Annotated in this window: 18 protein-coding genes and 1 tRNA gene; 11 read left to right on the forward strand and 8 right to left on the reverse strand. The window is 69.3% G+C overall.

Features of this window, described 5'->3' with window-relative positions; translation table 11 throughout:
- The first annotated feature begins 2 nt into the window (after positions 1 to 2).
- The 3 genes from Q0937_RS15845 to Q0937_RS15855 all read left to right on the forward strand — a co-directional run bounded on the left by Q0937_RS15845 (position 3) and on the right by Q0937_RS15855 (position 4252).
- A complete protein-coding gene (locus Q0937_RS15845) occupies positions 3 to 2582 on the forward strand; it encodes an ATP-dependent Clp protease ATP-binding subunit (protein WP_299305674.1) in 2580 nt (859 codons plus the stop codon).
- Positions 2583 to 2765: 183 nt separating this feature from the next.
- Entirely contained in the window at positions 2766 to 3746 is a 981-nt protein-coding gene (locus tag Q0937_RS15850) for a DedA family protein (RefSeq protein ID WP_299305676.1), read from the forward strand.
- Positions 3743 to 4252, forward strand: a complete 510-nt coding sequence (locus Q0937_RS15855; protein WP_299305678.1) for an amino-acid N-acetyltransferase — start codon at positions 3743 to 3745, stop codon at positions 4250 to 4252. Before Q0937_RS15850 ends, Q0937_RS15855 begins: the two co-directional genes overlap by 4 nt.
- Before the next feature lie 20 nt (positions 4253 to 4272).
- Here Q0937_RS15855 and Q0937_RS15860 read toward each other — a convergent pair whose 3' ends face one another.
- The 5 genes from Q0937_RS15860 to Q0937_RS15880 form a co-directional block, all read right to left on the reverse strand.
- Positions 4273 to 5259 (reverse strand): A/G-specific adenine glycosylase, encoded by a 987-nt coding sequence (locus Q0937_RS15860; RefSeq protein ID WP_299305679.1) that lies wholly within the window; start codon positions 5257 to 5259, stop codon positions 4273 to 4275.
- A 5-nt stretch (positions 5260 to 5264) separates the two neighbouring features.
- Entirely contained in the window at positions 5265 to 5702 is a 438-nt protein-coding gene (gene mscL / locus Q0937_RS15865; RefSeq protein ID WP_299305681.1) for a large conductance mechanosensitive channel protein MscL, read from the reverse strand.
- Between the two features lie 60 nt (positions 5703 to 5762).
- Entirely contained in the window at positions 5763 to 6395 is a 633-nt protein-coding gene (locus tag Q0937_RS15870) for an SAF domain-containing protein (protein ID WP_299305683.1), read from the reverse strand.
- A 141-nt stretch (positions 6396 to 6536) separates the two neighbouring features.
- Positions 6537 to 6878 carry an FmdB family zinc ribbon protein gene (locus tag Q0937_RS15875; RefSeq protein WP_299305684.1) on the reverse strand — a complete coding sequence of 114 codons (342 nt, stop codon included), beginning with the start codon at positions 6876 to 6878 and terminating at the stop codon, positions 6537 to 6539.
- A 79-nt stretch (positions 6879 to 6957) separates the two neighbouring features.
- Positions 6958 to 7623 carry a 5-formyltetrahydrofolate cyclo-ligase gene (locus Q0937_RS15880; RefSeq protein ID WP_299305686.1) on the reverse strand — a complete coding sequence of 222 codons (666 nt, stop codon included), beginning with the start codon at positions 7621 to 7623 and terminating at the stop codon, positions 6958 to 6960.
- Positions 7624 to 7713: 90 nt separating this feature from the next.
- On the opposite strand from Q0937_RS15880, the gene Q0937_RS15885 reads away from it, so the two are divergent.
- From Q0937_RS15885 to Q0937_RS15900, 4 genes are all read left to right on the forward strand, one after another.
- Positions 7714 to 8343: a GNAT family N-acetyltransferase gene (locus tag Q0937_RS15885; protein ID WP_299305688.1), complete on the forward strand. Its 630-nt coding sequence runs from the start codon at positions 7714 to 7716 to the stop codon at positions 8341 to 8343.
- Between the two features lie 36 nt (positions 8344 to 8379).
- Positions 8380 to 9273: a hypothetical protein gene (locus Q0937_RS15890; protein WP_299305690.1), complete on the forward strand. Its 894-nt coding sequence runs from the start codon at positions 8380 to 8382 to the stop codon at positions 9271 to 9273.
- A gap of 192 nt (positions 9274 to 9465) precedes the next feature.
- Positions 9466 to 10359 (forward strand): inositol monophosphatase family protein, encoded by an 894-nt coding sequence (locus Q0937_RS15895; protein ID WP_299305692.1) that lies wholly within the window; start codon positions 9466 to 9468, stop codon positions 10357 to 10359.
- Positions 10360 to 10491: 132 nt separating this feature from the next.
- Positions 10492 to 10567, forward strand: a tRNA-Ala gene (locus Q0937_RS15900).
- Between the two features lie 88 nt (positions 10568 to 10655).
- Here Q0937_RS15900 and Q0937_RS15905 read toward each other — a convergent pair.
- Both Q0937_RS15905 and Q0937_RS15910 read right to left on the reverse strand, forming a co-directional pair.
- Positions 10656 to 11588: an aldo/keto reductase family oxidoreductase gene (locus tag Q0937_RS15905; RefSeq protein ID WP_299305694.1), complete on the reverse strand. Its 933-nt coding sequence runs from the start codon at positions 11586 to 11588 to the stop codon at positions 10656 to 10658.
- A gap of 87 nt (positions 11589 to 11675) precedes the next feature.
- Positions 11676 to 12515, reverse strand: a complete 840-nt coding sequence (locus Q0937_RS15910) for an aldo/keto reductase (protein ID WP_299305696.1) — start codon at positions 12513 to 12515, stop codon at positions 11676 to 11678.
- Positions 12516 to 12590: 75 nt separating this feature from the next.
- Here Q0937_RS15910 and Q0937_RS15915 point away from each other — a divergent pair, with 75 nt between their 5' ends.
- A complete protein-coding gene (locus tag Q0937_RS15915) occupies positions 12591 to 13565 on the forward strand; it encodes a LysR family transcriptional regulator (RefSeq protein ID WP_299305698.1) in 975 nt (324 codons plus the stop codon).
- A gap of 45 nt (positions 13566 to 13610) precedes the next feature.
- Here the strand turns inward: Q0937_RS15915 and Q0937_RS15920 are convergent, their stop codons facing one another.
- On the reverse strand, positions 13611 to 13961 hold the full coding sequence (locus Q0937_RS15920; protein ID WP_299305700.1) for a hypothetical protein: 351 nt from the start codon (positions 13959 to 13961) through the stop codon (positions 13611 to 13613).
- 149 nt (positions 13962 to 14110) lie between these two features.
- On the opposite strand from Q0937_RS15920, the gene Q0937_RS15925 reads away from it, so the two are divergent.
- The 3 genes from Q0937_RS15925 to Q0937_RS15935 are packed head-to-tail and all read left to right on the forward strand — an operon-like array spanning position 14111 to position 16218.
- On the forward strand, positions 14111 to 14821 hold the full coding sequence (locus Q0937_RS15925; protein WP_299305701.1) for an alpha/beta fold hydrolase: 711 nt from the start codon (positions 14111 to 14113) through the stop codon (positions 14819 to 14821).
- An 11-nt stretch (positions 14822 to 14832) separates the two neighbouring features.
- Positions 14833 to 15663: an alpha/beta fold hydrolase gene (locus Q0937_RS15930; protein WP_299305703.1), complete on the forward strand. Its 831-nt coding sequence runs from the start codon at positions 14833 to 14835 to the stop codon at positions 15661 to 15663.
- A 9-nt stretch (positions 15664 to 15672) separates the two neighbouring features.
- Positions 15673 to 16218: a LysR substrate-binding domain-containing protein gene (locus tag Q0937_RS15935; protein ID WP_299305704.1), complete on the forward strand. Its 546-nt coding sequence runs from the start codon at positions 15673 to 15675 to the stop codon at positions 16216 to 16218.
- Positions 16219 to 16347 lie beyond the last annotated feature (129 nt).

The raw sequence follows: 16347 nt of genomic DNA on the forward strand, positions 1-16347 counted from the left end.
CCATGTTCGAACGCTTCACCGATCGCGCCCGTCGCGTCGTTGTCCTGGCGCAGGACGAGGCACGGCTGCTCAATCACAACTACATCGGCACCGAGCACATCCTGCTGGGCCTCATTCATGAGAACGAGGGCGTCGGGGCCAAGGCCCTCGAAGCTCTCGGCGTGACCCTCGATGCCGTGCGCGAGCAGGTCCGCGACATCATCGGCGAGGGCAATCAGACGCCCTCCGGCCACATCCCCTTCACGCCGCGGGCGAAGAAGGTCCTCGAGCTGAGCCTGCGCGAAGCGCTGCAGCTGGGGCACAACTACATCGGCACCGAGCACATCCTGCTCGGTCTGCTGCGCGAGGGTGAAGGCACCGCTGTCAAGGTGCTCTCCCGTCTCAAGGCCGAGCCGTCGGCCGTGCGCCAGGAAGTCATCGAGCGGCTCTCCGGTTATCAGGGCAAGGAGCCGGCCAACGCCGGCGGTCCCGCCGAGGGGCAGCCCGCCGGCTCGCTGGTGCTGGACCAGTTCGGTCGCAACCTCACCCAGGCCGCCCGCGAGGGCAAGCTCGACCCGGTCATCGGCCGCGAGCACGAGGCCGAGCGGGTCATGCAGGTGCTCTCCCGCCGGACCAAGAACAACCCGGTGCTGATCGGTGAGCCGGGTGTCGGCAAGAGCGCCGTGGTCGAGGGGCTCGCGCAGTCCGTCGTCGCTGGCGATGTGCCTGAGACCCTCAAGGACAAGCAGATCTACACCTTGGATCTGGGCTCCCTGGTCGCGGGCTCGCGCTACCGCGGTGACTTCGAGGAACGCCTGAAGAAGGTGCTCAAGGAGATCCGTACCCGCGGCGACATCATCCTGTTCATCGACGAGATCCACACGCTCGTCGGTGCGGGTGCCGCCGAGGGCGCGATCGACGCGGCCAGCATCCTCAAGCCGATGCTCGCGCGCGGCGAGCTGCAGACCATCGGCGCGACCACCCTGGACGAGTACCGCAAGCACATCGAGAAGGACGCGGCGCTCGAACGTCGCTTCCAGCCGATCCAGGTGGAAGAGCCTTCGGTGGCGCACACCGTGGAGATCCTCAAGGGTCTGCGCGATCGCTACGAGGCACACCACAAGGTGACGATCACGGATGCCGCTCTGGTGGCCGCCGCGAATCTCGCGGACCGCTACGTCAACGACCGCTTCCTGCCGGACAAGGCCATCGACCTGATCGACGAGGCCGGGGCCCGTCTGCGCATTCGTCGTCTCACCGCTCCCCCCGAGCTCAAGGAGTTCGACGCGCGCATCGAGGAGACCCGCAAGAAGAAGGAGGAGGCGATCGACGGGCAGGACTTCGAGCTCGCCGCCTCCCTGCGGGATGAGGAGCAGAAGCTCAAGTCGGAGCGCGAGGAGAAGGAGAAGGCCTGGCGCCACGGCGAGTCCGATGCCGTCACCACGGTCAGCGAAGAGGTCATCGCCGAGGTGCTGGCAGCCTCGACGGGCATCCCGATCGTGAAGCTCACCGAGGAGGAGTCCTCGCGGCTGCTCCATATGGAGGACGAGCTGCACAAGCGGGTCATCGGGCAGAACGAGGCCATCAAGGCCATCTCCCGTGCGATCCGTCGCACCCGTGCGGGGCTCAAGGACCCCAAGCGCCCGGGCGGTTCGTTCATCTTCGCCGGGCCCACGGGCGTCGGCAAGACCGAGCTGGCCAAGGCGCTGGCCGAGTTCCTCTTCGGCGACGAGGAGTCGTTGATCCAGCTCGACATGTCCGAGTTCGGTGAGAAGCACACCGCCTCGCGGCTGTTCGGCTCGCCTCCCGGTTATGTCGGCTACGACGAGGGCGGCCAGCTCACCGAGAAGGTGCGGCGCAAGCCGTTCTCCGTGGTGCTCTTCGACGAGGTGGAGAAGGCTCATGTGGACATCTTCAACTCGCTGCTGCAGATCCTCGAGGACGGTCGTCTCACCGACTCCCAGGGTCGGGTCGTGGACTTCAAGAACACGATCATCATCATGACCACCAACCTCGGCACCCGCGACATCGCCAAGGGCGTGTCCCTGGGCTTCACCGCGGGCGGCGACCTCTCCACCGACTACGAGCGGATGAAGTCGAAGGTCCACGAGGAGCTCAAGCAGCATTTCAAGCCTGAGTTCCTCAACCGTGTCGACGATGTCGTGGTCTTCCCGCAGCTCTCGATGCGGGAGATCGTCCAGATCGTCGACCTGGAGATCGCCAAGCTCCAGAAGCGCCTCCAGGACAAGGACATGTCGCTCAGCCTCACGACGGGGGCCAAGGGTCTGCTGGCCGAGAAGGGGTACGACCCCGTGCTCGGTGCGCGGCCGCTGCGTCGTACGATCCAGCGCGATATCGAGGACACGCTCTCCGAGCGGATTTTGTTCGGTCAGATCCAGGTAGGCGACGAGATCGTGGTCGACGCCGAGGGAGAGGGCCTGCTCGGCGAGCTCACCTTCACCCGCCGTGGCGAGAACGGCTCTCTGGAACCGATCTCCGAGGTCGTCGACCTCGAGTCGATGACCCAGGCTCGCGCGGACGTCGTGACCCAGACCGAAGGCTCGGATGTCCCGGGCACGGACAGCGCGGAAGCCAGCGCCTGATCACTGCTGGTGCCGGCCCCACCCCTTCGGGCAGGGGTCGGCACCGCTGAAGCGCACCGTCGACCTCGGCGGCGCGTCCAGAGCTCGGAAGCACACTGAGTGCGGCCGGGACGGACGGCCCGTGAGACCTGCTGCTCCGGAGCGGCTGACCGCGGTGTCCCATGGAGAGGACCGATAGCTCACGTGATCGACTGGATGCTGTCGTTGACCGGCCAGCTGGAATCCTGGATTCTGACGCTTGCCGATGCCTGGTGGGTCTATTTCGTGGTGTACGGATTCGCCGCGTTCGACGGCTTCTTCCCATCGGTGCCCAGCGAATCGACGATCGTCACCCTCTCCTCGCTCTGGTCGAGCTCGGGAAAGCCATCGATCATCCTGATCGGCCTCGCCGCCTGGATCGGAGCATGGACGGGGGACAACCTCGGCTACCTGCTCGGCAACAGGATCGGTTACGAGCGTTTCACGTTCCTGCGCGAGGGCAAGGGGCGCGCTGCCGTCGAAGCCGCTGACCGCGGCCTGCAGAAGCGAGCCCTGGTCTTCCTCATGACCGCCCGCTACATCCCCTTCGGCCGTACAGCCGTCAACCTCGTCGCCGGTGCAGTGCGCTACCCCCACCGGGAATTCTGGCCCCGCTCGCTGCTGTCCACCTTCGTCTGGGCTGTGTACTCCTGTGCGATCGGGGCCCTCGCCGGCGCCTGGTTCGAAGATAACCACCTGCTGGGAATCACGGTGGCGCTGATCGCCGCAGTGGTCATGGCGCTGCTCGTCGAGCGGCTGATCACCGCGGTGCACCGGGTGCTGGACCGCCGAGCGGAACGCCGCGAGGCCGAGGGGATCTCGGAGCAGGACGCCATGCATGAGGAGGGATCCCCCACCCAGGAATCCGCGATCGAGGAGCCTGCTGACCAGCAGAGCGCAGCAACGCTCTCCAGCGGCGAGCACCCTGCAGCCGAGCGCCCCGACGTCGAACACTCCGACGCCGGGCACACCGAAACCGAGCGTTCGAGAGCGGAGCACGACCCGATCCAGCAGCGTGGCGTCCAGGGTCCCGCTGACCCGGATCCCGCGCTCACGCAGCCCCGCCCCGGCCTGCCGCACGGCGAACCGGTGATCGTCAGCGCCGAATCTCCAAGTGCAGCCCGAGGCGAGGAGAGCCCCGCATGAGCATCAGCATCCGCCCCGCCCTGCCCGCCGACGTGCGTGCGATCAACTCCCTGGTCGAACCCATGACCCATACCGGAGTGCTGCTGGGCAAGGACCTCGTCTCCTACTACGAGTCGATCCAGGAGTTCCTGGTCGCGACCGACGAGCAGGGCCGGGTGATCGGATGCGGTGCCCTCCACGTGATGTGGGAGGACCTCGCGGAAGTGCGCACCCTGGCCGTCCATGACGACCAGCGAGGAACCGGTCTCGGCCACCGGCTGCTGGAGGCCCTGCTCGAGCGTGCCCTCCAGCTCGGGTTGCAGAGGGTGTTCTGCCTGACCTTCGAGGTGGAGTTCTTCGCCCGCCACGGCTTCGAGGTGATGAGCGAGAGCGTGGACCCCGAGCTCTACAACCAGCTGCTCCGCTCGCTCGACGAGGGGATCGCGGAGTTCCTCGATCTCGCCCGGGTCAAGCCCAACACCCTCGGGAACACACGGATGATCAAGCTGCTCGACCGAGGCGACTGAGCTCCAGGCGTCCCCGTCCCTCAGGGCAGATGCAGACTCTCGCCCTCGCGGACCGCGAGCCCGTCGGCGATCAGCGACTCGGTGCAGCGCTGGACACGAGCCGAGTCCTCAGGATCCAGGGCGAGCAGCTGCATCTCGTTCGCGATCCCGTCCCCTCGCAGCAGAGCCATGATCAAGCCCCGCATCTGACGATCCGTGCCCTCGAAGGCTTGGCGACGTCGGGTGTCCGCCTCCGGTGCGGGGCGTCCGGCGGCCAGCCATGCGCAGCCCTCCGCAGCCAGCGGGCATTCCTCGCAGCGCGGTGACCGCGCGGTGCAGACCAGTGCCCCCAGCTCCATCACCGCCTGGTTCCAGGCGACGGAGCGCTCCTGCTGGACGGGGAGGCTGCGGGCGGCGAGGCTGCGCTCGGCCGCGCTGTAGGAACGATCCGGCAGCGCCCGGCCCCGACGGGAGCGGGTCAGCACGCGCCGGATGTTGGTGTCCACCACCACCGCCCGACGGTGATGCGCGAAGGCGGTGACTGCAGCGGCGGTGTACTCGCCGACCCCCGGCAGGGTACGCAGCGTCTCCTCCCCTTCAGGCACCTCCCCGCCGTGCTCGCGCACGATCGCGCGAGCGCACTCCTGCAACCGCAGCGCCCGCCGGGGATAGCCCAGCCGATCCCAGCGGCGCAGCACCTCGGCGGTCGGGGCATCGGCGAGGTCTGCCGGTGTGGGCCAGCAGCTCATCCACTCCTGCCATCGTGGCAGCACCCGGACCACCGGGGTCTGCTGGAGCATCACCTCGGAGACCAGGATCGCCCAGGCAGAGACCCCCTGATGACGCCAGGGGAGATCACGGCCGCTGCGTGCGAACCAGGCGATGACTGCCTCGATCGAGGCATCATCGACGGGCGAGGAGAGGGCATCCGGCGACGGCGCGGCGGGGGAGGCGCCACGAACGGCGCGGGCCGGGACCTGGTGGTCCTGACCCGCGCCGATGGTCGAAGGTGCCGAGGCACCGCTCATAGGAATCAGACCTGCGGCGTGGTGCCGCCGGGCTGGACCGGGCCACCGCGCTGCGCGGTGAGCGCATCACGGATCTCGGTGAGCAGGACGATGTCCTCGGACACCGCAGTCTCCTCCTCCTCAGGCAGGCCACGACGCTTGCGATCGAGCCTGCGTGCGCTGGAGATCGGCAGCACGAAGACGAAGTAGACGACCGCCGCCGTGATCAGGAAGGCGATGACCGCGGAGAGGACAGCACCGATGTCCACCCGGGTGGCCTCATTGGCGCTGATGATCTTGAACGAGAGTCCGTTGACGTTGGTGCCGCCGAAGACGTTGATCACCGGCTGGATCAGGTTGGCGACGAAAGCGCCGATCAGAGCGGTGAAGGCGCTGCCGATGACGACACCGACCGCCAGGTCGATGACGTTGCCCTGCATGACGAAGTTCTTGAAACCCTTCATGGGGTCATCCTTATCGGTTCGGGGGTAGGGAGGAGCCGCCGTAGCGGTTCCGCACGGACTCTAGCCGATCACCGAGACCATGACGGCGCCCGCGCCGAGAGCGTGAGCCAGTTCTCCTGAACGGGAACGGTCCACGGCCACCAGGATCTGGGTCGAGCCGGTGCCCGCACTGCCCAGCGCGGCGGTGGAGGTGGCCGTCGTGGCTGCTTCGAGCACCTGTGCGGAGATGCCCTGGGAAGAGCCCAGGGCGGGGTCGATGGGAAGCAGCTCGATCGTGGTCCCCGGGCTCAGATGCGGTGCCAGCAGGTCGGGGACGGGCACCACCATCAGCACCGCCCCGTCAGGAAGGGCAGGCTGCCCGTCCCCCGCGAGGAAGGGGTCCAGGAGCGGGGTGCCGGCGGGAACAGGATGGGTGATGGCGCGGCCGACCACCTGCTCGGCCGAGGTCGGTGCCTCGGCGGGCACCAGTTCCACTGCGGTGCGCACCGTGCGCAGATGCTCGGGTCCCAGCACCGTCCCGACCGGCAGGTCCTCGTCCGCGACGATCACTTGGACTCCTTGGATCGAGGGAGGCAGGAAAGAGGGCAGCACCGCCGTGACCGCCACCGCGAGCGCCAGCAGCGCCAGGAGGCGTCGCCGGCGGCGGAGTGCACGGCGCCAATGCGGCAGGTGATGGCGGAGTCGGGAGAGCATGCCTGGACGCTAGGCCGTTGACCGTCGTCGCGGAGTGCGGGAGGTCTCGCGGTGGATGACCTCCCGGTGGGGAGGAACGGTCGCAGGCGAGGTGCGCTGAGCACCTCTGCCCGGACCCGCGCTCGGTGATGGAGCGCGCGCTCAGGAGGCGGCGGCGACCGGCTGGGGACTGGTGCTCGACGGCGCGGTCGGTGCGGAGGGGGTGCTCGGCTCAGCGGCGGCAGGCGCGGAGGAGTCCGAGGAGGTGCCCTCGGAGGAGCCCGAGGAGTTCGAGGAGCCCGTGGAGGCGGTGGAGGCGCCCGCGGTCTGGGAGTCGGTCGAATAGAAGCCCGATCCCTTGAAGACGATGCCGACCGAGTCGAAGACCTTGCGCAGCGCATCCTGGGCGCACTCGGGACAGGTCACCAGGGAATCTTCGCTGAAGCTCTGGTACTGCTCGAAACGGTGCGCGCAGCTCTTGCAGGCATAGACGTACGTGGGCACGCGGGATCCTCCGGGATGATCGATGGGGACGGGTCGGCGCACGGGGCCGGCCGCCGACCATCTTACGACTGCAGAGCCCTCAGGCGCTCTCGGACGTGATCAGCGAGACCAGCCCGTCGGCGGTGAGCACGCGCGAGATCGGCACATCATGCTCTCCGCGCACCAGCGCTCCCTCCTCGAGCAGCTCGTTCGGGTGGATCACCGCCACCACCTGTGCACCCTCCGGGATCGTGGTCAGTGCGCGGTCGTAGTAACCCGCCCCGTGACCGATCCGCGTCGCCGAGCGGTCCACCGCCACGGCAGGGGCGAGCACCAGCATCACCTCGTGGAGCGCGCCGGTGCCCAGGCGCTCACCACGCGGCTCCTTGCCGAAGCCGCGTCCGGGCGAGTCCTGGAAGTCGGAGACTCCGTCCCAGGCGATCCATTCGAGCTCGGTGCCCGCCTCGGCGGCGGGGAAGACCAGGCGGGCCCCTGCCTGCGCGAGCCGGTGGGCGAGCAGCATCACATCGGCTTCGGTGGGGGTGGGGTGATAGGCGGCGACCAGCGGCATGGCCGTCCCTGCTGCGCGCGCGGCGGCCACGGCCGCCTCGACGGAGGCGATCAGGGGGGAGGCGTGCTCGAGCAGCTGCTGAGCCTCGCGGGCTCGTCGGGACGCACCGTGCTCGCCCGCATAGGTCGCGGCCCGCTGGGCCCGCAGCTGCCGACGCAGCTCCCGCTTCTTCGACGCCATCGTCTCTGGATCCATGTGGACAGGCTCCCATATGCCTCTCCCGGGATGCATACGCCTCTCCCGGGGATGGAGCTTTGGTGTGGTGCCGCCGACTACGATGGCGCGATGGTTCACGTGTGGCCGCTGGCCCTGCACGACGGGGAGCTGACCCTGCGACCCCTGCGGCGGAGCGACCGCACCGACTTCGACCGGCTGCGGGAGCGCAATGCCGGCTGGCTGCGGCCCTGGGATGCGAGCGATCCTGAACGCGGCAGGGCCTCGATCGACTTCCGCACCCTGCGGCGCTGGAATGAAGAGCAGGCACGGCTGGGGACCCATCTGCCGCTCGCGATCACGCTCCGGGGCGGCGCCGTGATCGGGCAGATCACCGCCGGCCCGATCCAGTACGGTGCCGTGCGCTCTGCAGTGCTCGGGTACTGGATCGACCGCGAGGCGGCGGGGCGCGGCCTGGTGCCGCGGGCGGTGGCTCTGGTCATCGACCACCTCTTCGCCGAGCTCGGCCTGCATCGCGTCGAGGTCACGGTGCGACCGGAGAACACGGCGAGCCTGCGGGTGGTCGAGAAGCTGCACCTGCGGCCGGAGGGGATGCGGCGCGCGGCGATCCACGTCGACGGCACGTGGCGAGATCACCTCGTCTTCGCCCTCACCGCGGAGGAAGTGGCCACGGGCGATGACGGCCACGGGGTGCTGAGACGACTTCGACGAGAGTTTCCTTACGACACGCCCGCCACGTGACCAGGGGAATCACAGTCCTGTCATTACTGTGTGGGTGTGGAGTCCATCAATCTCGGAGCCGTCCTCTTCGGCATCCTGCTGCTGCTGTGGCTGGCCTATGCCCTGCCCCGCACCGCGAGCCGTCGTGAGGTGATGGGCCGTGCCCATGCCGCGGACGAGGCTGAGATGACCTCCCAGGCGCGGGACCTCTCCGCGGCCGTCCACGCCCGCCGCACGCCTACCGAGGTGAACCCGCCCATGTCCCAGGACCGCCTGCTCCTGCGCCCCGCTGATCCCACGCGCCGTCCCCGCTTCGATACCGATCCGGGCACCCGCATCGACGCCGTCCAGGAGCGTGCCCGCTCCCGCCGTCTGCTGCGAGTGCTGCTGGGTGGGATGCTCCTGGCCACCGCGGTGCTGGTCGGCCTCGCCGTCACCCAGACCGTCACCTGGTGGCTGCCGGTGGTCGCACTGATCGGCACCGCGATCTATCTGCTGGGGCTGCGGCGCAGCGAGCTGGAGCGGAGGTCTCGACAGACCCTTGCCGCGACCCGAGCCCGCCGGCAGCGGGCCGAGCAGGAGACCGCCCGGCGCCGTGCGACCGCAGTGGACAGCTCGACCAACCCGGCAGCGGTGGCCGACGCCGTCGAGCCCGCGGAGGCTGCGGCACCGACCGAGAGCACCCCGCTCGAAGATGCCGCCGAGCGGGCTCTCCGGCAGACCACCCGGCCGGGGGAGTGGACCCCACGACCCGTGCCCCGCCCGACCTACGCGCTGCGCGGCGAGGTGGACGACCTCGCCACCCGCCATGCTGCCCACCGACAGAGCATCCTGGCCACCACGGTGCCGTTCGAGGGGGCACAGGTCGAGGAGCTCGAAGCTGTCGAGGAGAACTTCGCACCCGCTCAGGACCTGCACCTCGACGAGATCCTCGCCCGCCGACGGGCCTGATGATTCGGCGGGCCGCCGCTTCGAGGACTTCCGGGCCGTGCGTCGCGTCGCCGACCCGGACAGGCTGCTGACGACGCGCTCTCTGCGGCTTGTGCTCACGGAGCGACCCGGAATCTGACCAGGTCGACCCCAGGAATGTCCGCACCGCAGGCGAAAGCCCCAGGGCCGACGGTCCGGGCTAGCCTGGCGCTGATGAACACCACCGCGTCCCGCACTCCGTCCGACTCCGTCCCCTCTCCCTCGCATCTGCTGGATATCGCGACCGCCGCGGCCTTCGCTGCCGCCGAGTACATCCGCGGACTGGACCGCGACGGTCTCGCCCGCGAGTACAAGACCTCCAGCCACGACATCGTCACCGAGCACGATCGGGCCAGCGAGGAGATCATCGTCTCCGAGCTGCGACGGCTGCTGCCCACCGCCCGGATCGTCGGCGAGGAGGGCGGGGAGCGCCCCGCCGAGCAGCCCGCCGCGGGTGCCGAGGGTGCGGAGCCGGTGGTCAGCTTCTACGTCGACCCCATCGACGGCACCAGCAACTTCGCCGCCGGCCTGCCGCTGTTCTGCATCTCGATCGGCGTGACCATCGGTGACGAGCTGGTCGCCGGTGTGATCGACGCCCCGGTGCTCGGCCAGGTGTTCGCCGCGGCCGACGGCGACGCCACCCTGAACGGTCGCGTGCTGCGCCCGCGCGCCACCCGGCCCGCGCCCGATGCCCTGGTGCTCGCAGGGTTCCCCGGCCAGCGGGTCGGCGCCCGGTTCCCCGACTATGCAGCACGCGCCCTCCGCTCCCTCGAGGATGAGGTCTCCGCGGTGCGGCACCTCGGCTCGGCGGCGCTCGAGCTCGCCTACGTCGCCGCCGGATGGGCGGATGCGACGGCCCTGACCGCGATCAACTCCTGGGACGTGGCGGCCGGCTTCCACATCCTGCGCCGCGCCGGAGGCTCGCTGCGCACCTGGCCCGGCGAGGGCGGGGTGGTGCGTCCCGACCACTTGCAGCCCGCCTATGTGGCCTGCACCGGGCAGGAGCGCCTCACGGTGCTCGACACCGTGCAGGAGGAGCTCCAGGAGCTGCGCGACGCCCTGCGGTGAGCTCGGCGGAGCGCGCCGGGCGGACGCTGCGAACATCGCTGAGATCTCTGCTGTGACCTTCGTCAAGGCGTCGAACACGATGCGACAGCACCGCGGAGGCGATGCTAATCTGTCGTAGTCGCTCAGCGACAGGGGGCTATGGCGCAGTTGGTAGCGCGTCTCGTTCGCAATGAGAAGGTCGGGGGTTCGAATCCCCCTAGCTCCACCACAGGTCAGAGACCACAACCGCCCTTCCGGCAAGAGCCGGAAGGGCGGTTCTGTGTTCGCGCCGAGGTTCGCGCTGAGGTCGTTCGGAATCAGGGAACCGTGTACCCGGCCGCGCGGAACAGCTCGTACCACTCCGAGCGCTCCAGCGGGACCTCGGAACCGAGCGCGGCGTCGGCCACCCGCTGCGGGGTGGTGGTGCCGAGGACGACCTGCATCTGGGCGGGATGACGCGTGATCCAGGCGACGGCGATCGCGATCGCGGGGACGTCGTACTTCGCCGCCAGCCGATCGATGACCTGGTTCAGCTCCGGATAGTCCGGGGAGCCGAGGAACGGTCCGTTGAAGAATCCGGCCTGGAACGGCGACCACGCCTGCAGCGTGATGTCGTGGAGGCGGCAGTAGTCGATCAGGCCGTCGTCGCGGGTGATCGACTGATCGAGCCCCTGCATGTTGGCCGCCACTCCCTGGGCGATCAGCGGTGAGTGCGTGATCGACAGCTGCACCTGATTGGCCACGATCGGCTGACGCACATGCTTGCGCAGCAGATCGATCTGGCGAGGCGTGTGGTTGGAGACCCCGAAGGCACGGACCTTGCCCGCGGCCTCGAGCTCGTCGAAGGCCCGGGCGACCTCCTCCGGCTCCACCAGCGCATCCGGCCGGTGCAGGAGCAGGATGTCGATGTAGTCGGTCCCCAGCGCCTTCAGCGATCCTTCGACGGATTCGATGATGTGCTCGTAGGAGAAGTCGAAGTAGGGCCCTGAGGGCACGATCCCGGCCTTGGTCTGGATCACCCAGTCGGCGCGCTCGCTCGCGGAGAGCTGCAGGGCCTCGGCGAAGCGACGTTCGCAACCGTGCACCTCGGAGCCGTAGACGTCCGCATGATCGAGGAAGCTGATGCCGGCCTCTCGCGCGGTGCGGATCAGGGTCCGCACCTCGTCATCGGTCTTGTCCTGGATGCGCATCAGCCCCAGGGTCACGTTGGGCGCGGTGATATCCGTGCCCGGCATGGTGAAGGTCTTCATGGTGGAGATCCTGTCGATTCTTCTGGTGGTCGAGGTCGAGGTCGAGGTCGAGGTCGAGATCGTGGTCGTGGACGGTGGCGCGGGCGGTCAGTTGACCTCGAGCGGGTGGCCGCCGACGCGCCCGGAGCCGTCACGAGGATCGAGTGCGTCGATCTTCGCGACCTCGTCGGCGGTGAGCTCGAAGCCGAACACGTCGAGGTTCTGGGACATGCGTTCACGGTGCACGGACTTCGGGAAGACGATGATGCCGCGCTGAAGGTGCCAGCGGAGCACCACCTGTGCGGGCGATACCTCATGAGATGCCGCCGCCGCAGCGACGGCTGGTGCCTCGAACAGAGGGTACTTGCCCTGCCCCAGCGGGCCCCAGGACTCGATGTGCATGCCGTGCTCTGCCGCCCACGTGAGGATCTCGCTCTGCTGATGGGCCGGGTGCAGCTCGATCTGGTCGACCGCGGGGACGACTCCCGTGTCCTTGACGATGCGGTCCAGATGCTCGGGCAGATGGTTCGAGACGCCGATGGAGCGGGACAGCCCTGCATCACGGATCTCGATGAGCTTCTCCCAGGCGTTCGAGAAGGTGTCCTTCTCGGGGGTCGGCCAGTGCGTGAGATACAGGTCCACGTGCTCCAGGCCCAGCTTCTCCAGGCTGGTGCGGATCGCGTCGTGCGGGGCCTCGCCCGCCTGCTGGTCGTTCCACAGCTTGGTGGTCACGAACAGCTCGTCCCGTGGGATGCCGCTGCGGGCGATCGCCGCGCCGACGCCTTCCTCATTGCCGTAGATCGCGGCGGTGTCGATGTGCCGGTAGCCGAGCTCCAGCGCGGTGCTCACCGCGCCCTCGGCCTCCGCCGGCGGGACCTTGAAGACCCCGTAGCCGAGCTGGGGGATGTGGTGGCCGGAGTTCAGGGTGAGGGTGGGAACTGATGTCATTCAGGACAGACTAGAAGCGCGTAATCTACACGTCCAACAGCTCGCGTCGATGGCATTGAGAAGCAGGAGTGGTCAATGGAGCTTCGCCAGATGGAATATGTGGTCGCCCTCGCCGAGGAGCGGCACTTCACGCGCGCCGCAGACCTCGCGGGCATCTCCCAATCGGGCCTGTCCTCAGCGATCCGCAGCCTCGAGGCGGAGCTCGGCACGCCGCTCTTCGATCGCACCACCCGCCGGGTCGAGCCCACTCCCGCGGGCTCTGCACTGGTCCCGCACGCCCGGGCGATCCTCGATGAGGCGGCCCGGGCCCGTGACGCCGTGGTCCGGGTCAGCCGCACCGTCACCGGCTCCCTGCGGATCGGTGCCGAGCAGTGCCTCGGCCTCGTGGACGTCTCCGCTCTCCTCGAGCGCTTCCACCGCCGCTACCCCCTGGTGGAGACCGAGTTCGTCCAGTCCGGCTCCCACGAACTGGTCGACGCCGTGCGCACCGGGCACCTCGATGTCGCCTTCGTCGCGACCAGTCGGCATCTGGGGGCGGTGCGACATCTGCCGCTGGGTCACGAGCCGCTCGTGGTGCTCCTGCCTCCTGGCCATCCGCTGGCCACCCATGCAGAGCTCAGCTGGGAGCTGCTGGACGGTCAGGCGTTCGTGGACTTCGGGGCCTCCTGGGGCGTGCGCACCCTGAACGACGAGTCGCTGGCCGCGCACGGGGTCTCCCGCCGGGTGCGCTGCAGCGTCAACGACGTCCACACGCTGCTCGACCTGGTCGGGCGTGGCCTCGGCATCGCCATCGTCCCGCGGCATGTCGCGGCGAAGCCGCAGGCCGAGGAGCTGGTCCAGGCGTCCCTGCCCGGGGCGACGTCCATGGAGTGGACCGTCAGCGCGATCAGCCCGATGCACGAGCGGACGGACATCCCCGCGGGGATGCTGCTCGAGCTGCTCGGCGAGACCTGTTCCGGGACCGACGGCGCGGACCTGTGCGATCAGGCAGATGCCCTTGCCCGCGAGCTGGACGACGAGGCGCGGGCTCCGCAGCCCGCCGACGGATAGGGAGGAAGCAGCGTCAGCAGGAGGGCTCAGGATGGCGTCAGGGATTCATCGCAGCCGCTGCATCGTGGGGATGGGTCGGAACCGGCCGCCGATGCCCCGGGTGAGCACCACGGCGCTGCCCGGGGCCACGCGTGCGGCGGTGTCTTCGAGGTGCTCGATGACGACGGCGAGGGCGTGGCGCGCTGCGGCATCCTCGGTGCTGCGAACTGTGGCGTCCACTGCGAAGCGCAGTGCCACCCGCCCGACCCGTCGGCCGCTCACCAGCGGTGCCTCCACCTCTTTCTGCTCGACCACGTGCAGGGTGCCGAGTGCGAGCACCGCCTGCTCCATGACATCGGCGGGGGAGCATCCGGGGTGGAGCGTCCCGATGGGAACGTGCATGCGAAAGCTGGGCATGGGCGAAGGCTATCGGTGCCGATCTGACCGGATGACCCGGGATCTTGATCTCCGCCACGTCGGCCGCCACGCCGGCCGCTACGCTGAGGTCTGGGAGGATCCAGCGGCAGGGCAGGTCGGGGCAGGGCTGAGCGGGGGAGAGGTCGTCCATGACGCAGAGCATCGTGCTGATCCATGCCATCCGCTCCTCACGGACGATGTGGAAGGGGCAGGTGCGTCGGCTGCGTGAGCGCGGCTATGAGGTGATCGCCCCGGATCTGCCCGGGCATGGGCGTCGGCGCGACGAGAGGTTCACCCTCGAGGGCGCGCTGGCGACGATCGAGGAGGCCGTCACTGCGTGTGCGCAGCCTCCGCTGCTGGTCGGGCTGTCCCTCGGCGGCTACCTGACCCTGCACTGGGCCGGCACCCATCCGGGCCGGCTGGCCGGGGTGGTCGCGGCGGACTGCACGATCGTGCCCGGACCTGCGACCGCCCGCCTCTACGGGCTGTGGATCTCGATGAAGGACTGGTTGCCCGGGGATTCCGACGCTCGGGTCGCCCGCTCTTTCGCCCGCCGCCACACCCGCAAGGCGTCCAGGCGGTATTACGGCGGTGGTCGCGCCCACGGGGTGGTCCGCGCCGTGGTGCGGCTCATCGGCGGTCTTGATCTGCTCGCCGATATCGCGGAGATCGACGTGCCGATCACCTTCATCAACGGCGAGCACGATCCGTTCCGACGCCACGAAGCCCTCTTCGTCGAGACCGCCCGGGATGCCGAGCTGGTGATCCTCTCGGACGCCGGCCATATCGCGAACCTCTCCCGCCCGAAGCGGTTCGCGAAGCTGCTGGACCGCTCCGCGCGGGCGAGCGTGATGGCGTGAACCGTGATGGGGTGAACTCAGACGACGAGGGCGTGCTGGATGACGCCGTGCTGGATGGCGCTGTTGGTGGGGCGCTGCTGACCGCTCCCTGGCCGGTGGTCCTTGTCCACGGCACCCGCACGTCGCGCAGCCAGTGGGATCTCCAGCTGCCCTCCCTGCGCGCTGCGGGGCATCAGGTGGACACCCCGGACCTGCCCGGGCACGGCACTCGCCGCGGTGAGCCGTTCACGCTCGGATACGCGATGGCAGCGATCCAGGAGGCGGTCCTCCACAGCCATGAGCATTCCGGTGAGCGCGTGCACCTGGTGGGCAGCTCCCTCGGCGGCATGCTCGCGATCCACGCGGCCGCGAACCTCTCCGCCGTCCCCGGAGCGCTCGGCTCGCTCACCGCGTGCGGGGCGGCGCTCCAGCCGGGCCCGCGCGGAGCCCGCCTGTACGGGGCCCTGATCCGGGGCACGGATCTCGTGCCGGGAATGCGCACCGGCCTGCACGGTCACCCCTTCACCTGGATACTCGGGCAGGACGGGACTCGCGCCTACCTGCGCGGGGGCCGTGCAGACGGCTCCGTGGTCGCCCCCGCCTTCGCCGCTGTCGCCTCCTTGGATCTGCATGAGGATCTGCGCCGGATCGATGCTCCGGTCACCTTCCTGCACGGTCGGGGCGATCACCTGCGCGCGCATGAGCGGAGCCTCGCCGCCGCCGCCCCGCAGGGTCGCCTGGAGGTGCTTCCCTACGGCGATCACATGGTGAACCTCAAGATGCCCGGCCGCTTCACCGCTGATCTGCTGCGAGTCCTCGCCCGCGCCCAGCGGGAGCAGAGAGTACCGGCCGACGGGTCGTAGGCTGGGGGGATGCACACCACCCCCCTGCGCGTCGGCTTCGTGCCCGGCGTCGAACCCGATCGTTTCCTGCGCCGCTGGAAGTCCGGCCACCGGGACGCCTGGCTCGAGCTGATCCCCGTCCCGCTCTCGCGCCAGCACGCGGCGCTCACGGCAGGGGAGGTCGACATGTGCTTCGTGCGCCTGCCGCTGGTGGCCGAGGAGCTGCACCTGGTGTCGCTGTGGGAGGAGCGGGCCGCGATCATGGTGAGCAGCGACAATGAGCTCAGCCTGCTGGACGAGGTCGGCGAGGAGGACCTGGTGGGGGAGACCGAGATTCGTTCCACCCACCTCGACGACGCGGCAGACCGGATCGCGGTCGTCGCCGCCGGTGTCGGCTTCACCCGCGTCCCCCTCTCGCTCGCCCGCCTCCACCACCGCAAGGATGCCGTCTCCCGGCCGCTGCGGGATGCCGAACCCTCACGCATCGCCCTGGCCTGGCCGCGCGCGGCGGATGATCCGGTGCGCCAGGAGTTCGTCGGCGTGGTCCGCGGCCGCACCTCACGCTCCAGTCGCTGAGCGCGCGAGCCCGCCCCACGGACCTGCACGACGATCGATCCCTGAAATCAATTCCGGCGATCGAACCCTGTGATCGATTCCCACGATCGAGCTCGATGAACGAACCCTCCGAACCAGACTCACCAAGGA

Source organism: uncultured Brachybacterium sp., from assembly GCF_947500705.1.
Classification (GTDB): domain Bacteria; phylum Actinomycetota; class Actinomycetes; order Actinomycetales; family Dermabacteraceae; genus Brachybacterium.